3 protein-coding genes are annotated in these 2,615 nt (G+C 67.3%); 1 reads left to right on the top strand and 2 read right to left on the bottom strand.

Going from position 1 to position 2,615, the window contains the following annotated elements:
• Nucleotides 1–402 precede the first annotated feature (402 nt).
• The gene (locus MJ797_RS26760) at nt 403–669 is read right to left on the bottom strand and encodes a hypothetical protein (protein WP_239342528.1); all 267 of its coding nucleotides are present in this window, start codon (nt 667–669) and stop codon (nt 403–405) included.
• Nucleotides 670–689: 20 nt separating this feature from the next.
• Nucleotides 690–2,084, bottom strand: coding sequence for an IS256 family transposase (locus tag MJ797_RS26755; protein WP_374583044.1), 1,395 nt, complete (start codon nt 2,082–2,084; stop codon nt 690–692).
• 127 nt (nt 2,085–2,211) lie between these two features.
• Between MJ797_RS26755 and MJ797_RS26750 the strand changes: the two genes are divergently transcribed.
• On the top strand, nt 2,212–2,586 hold the full coding sequence (locus tag MJ797_RS26750) for a hypothetical protein (protein WP_239342526.1): 375 nt from the start codon (nt 2,212–2,214) through the stop codon (nt 2,584–2,586).
• Nucleotides 2,587–2,615 lie beyond the last annotated feature (29 nt).

Genomic DNA, 2,615 nt, shown 5'->3' with positions numbered 1-2,615 from the left:
ATAAAATCATTTCATAACCGACGTCTTCGTATCGAGGAGTGTGGTTGGAATCTCGTTGCGATGCCAGGGGAGAGGGCCAATGGCGCGAGCCTGTCAGATTTTTTGTGTAAGGGCCGTTCCCGTGTTCCGTTAACTACCGGTCCGCGCTCTCCGCCCGACTCGGGACCTTTCTCGCCGCTCTACCCGGATTTGTGATCCGTCCCGGTAGCTTCGGACATTCCGGCGGGAGTGGGTTCCGATACCGCCTGTCCGGACTTCCGGGTCTGTATTTCGTGTTTCGCTCCCCGGGCCCGGCGGTGTGTTTTCCGCCCGGCTGGGATGTGTTCACCGTATCGCGAACGGCGGGACGGTTGGTAATGACACGCCGGGATGTCGGGTGTTTTCCGCTGGTCGTCTCGGCGGTCACGGCGAATCCTTCTCCGGGTCGGTCATGTCGGACAGCGCCTCGGCGTGGACGAGCAGGTCGAGAGCGAAGGCGGACAGCTCGCCGTCGGCGCCGTCGGTGAGCTCCCGGTAGGCGGCCTCGGCGGCGGGGTCGCCGGCGACGCGAGTCAGCACGGCGCCAGCGTGACGCAGGGCGCCCGCGAGGTCGGTGGCGTCGTCGCGGTGTAGCACGACGGTGTCGGCGAGCGCGGCGGCGATATCGTCGGGCAGGTCACGGGCGTCCATGACGCCTGATCATGACCCGGTCACAGGGCGAGGGTGGGGATGCGCCCCGGGTAGGCGGTGGCGAGCTCGGCCAGCGCGGGCCGCCAGCCCTGCGCGGCGTGTCCCTCGATGAGCCGGCCCGGCGCGTTGCGCTGGCTGGCGGGCTTGCCGTGGTCTTTCTCCCGCGCCCGGGCGCGTTTGTCCTCGATGTCCACGATCGCCAGCCACAGGAGCTTGACGACGGCGTCGTTGGAGGGGAAATGTCCCCGGTTCTTGATGATTTTCCGGAGCTGGTAGTTGAAGCTCTCGATCGCGTTCGTCGTGTAGATGATTCTGCGTAGGTTCGGGGTGAACTCCAGAAAAGGGATGAACTGCTCCCAGGCGCGTTCCCACACCGCCACCGACGCTGGGTGCTTACGGCCCAGGTCGGACTCGCCGAAAGTCAGCAGGGCCTGCTCGGCGGCGTCGAGGTTCGCCGCGGTGTAGATCGGCCGCATCGCGGTGGCGAGAGTCTTGCGGTCGGTGTAGGAGGCGTAGCGCAACGCCGCCCTGATGAGGTGGACGGTGCAGGTCTGCACGGTCGTCAGCCCGTAGGTCGTCCCGATCGCCTCCGGCAGCCCGGACAGGCCGTCACAGCAGACGATCAGGATGTCGCGCAGCCCCCGGTTACGCAGCTCCGCCATCACCGTCGCCCAGTGCCGCGCCGCCTCGACCTGCTCGACCCAGATCCCGAGCACGTGCTTGACTCCGTCGAGGTCGACACCGACGGCCAGGTGCACCGCCTTGTTCCGCACCGCGTTGCCGTCGCGGACCTTCGCGACCAGCGCATCGACGTAGACGATCGGGTACACCTCGTCCAACGGCCGCACCTGCCAGGCCTTCATCTCCTCGAGGACCTCGTCGGTGATCCGCGAGATCGTGTCGTGGGACACCTCCACCCCGACCGTGCGCGCCAGATGATGACCGATGTCGCGCACCGTCATCCCACCCGCATACAGCGAGATCACCGTGTCCGACACACCCCCGACCCGCCGGGCGCCCTTCGGGAGCAGCCGCGGCTCGAACGTCCCCGCCCGATCCCTCGGCAGGTCGATCTCCACCGGACCCACCTCGGTCAGCACCGTCTTGCGGCTGCTGCCGTTACGCGAGTTCGGGACACCACGGCCCGCCGCGTCACCCCTGCCGTAGCCGAGATGGTCGTCGAGCTCGGCCGCCAGCCCCCGCTCCAACACCTGCTTGATCACACCCGTGAGCAGGCCACCCGGCCCCGTCAACTTCAACTCGCCGCCACCCGCCCGAGCCTCGGCGACCAGCGCGGCGGCCAGCTCCTCTCCGATCCCGTCCGGCAGCGCGAGCCCTCCGCCGCCACCAGCCCGCGCGGGCGACTCCTCCGGAGGGTCCTGGACTCCACCGACCTGTCCGACTACTCTCGGCATTTACGATCTCCTTCGCTGTGGGTGCTCCGTCACACCCGTTCAGGCGCTCTAAGTATCAATCCCCTTACACAAAGCATCTGACACCCTCAATGGCGCTGCTTTAAGATGATCGTCCTGGTTCGAGGCAGTGGAGTTCGATGCGCCAGTGGACGGTGACCATGCTGGGTTCCCCCTTTTTCCCCTTGACCACCGCGAGAAGATCCTCGCCCGCGTCCAGGCCGACATCACCCGACCCGACACGCTCAACGTTCGCCGTCACCGCAGCTACCCCCGCGTCGTCCGCCGCGCCTGCCACCACCACTACACGGTCAAAAAGCCCGGCCAGCATGGCATCCGCTACGACCGCCCCCCGACCGTCCGCCTCACCAGAACGGCCGCGGCGCCGACTGTGGCCGCGCCCCGATCACACGTGGTGACGCCCCCGGCGGCCCGTCGGGCCACAGCGGGCCGGGTCAGCCGCGGTCGGCTCCAACAAGCCAGACGGATCGTGATCAAAGTCTAGATTTCATGATCGAAATAGCGTCAGGGAGC

This window comes from Protofrankia sp. CiP3, from assembly GCF_917627345.1.
In the GTDB taxonomy this organism is placed as follows: domain Bacteria; phylum Actinomycetota; class Actinomycetes; order Frankiales; family Frankiaceae; genus Protofrankia.
The sequence above is the reverse complement of the archived record's forward strand: the minus strand, read 5'-3'. Positions and strand labels throughout refer to the sequence as shown.

Coding starts and splice junctions, on each gene's coding strand:
- MJ797_RS26760 (WP_239342528.1), bottom strand. CDS start 669: ATGGACGCCCGTGACCTGCCCGACGATATCGCCGCCGCGCTCGCCGAC.
- MJ797_RS26755 (WP_374583044.1), bottom strand. CDS start 2,084: ATGCCGAGAGTAGTCGGACAGGTCGGTGGAGTCCAGGACCCTCCGGAG.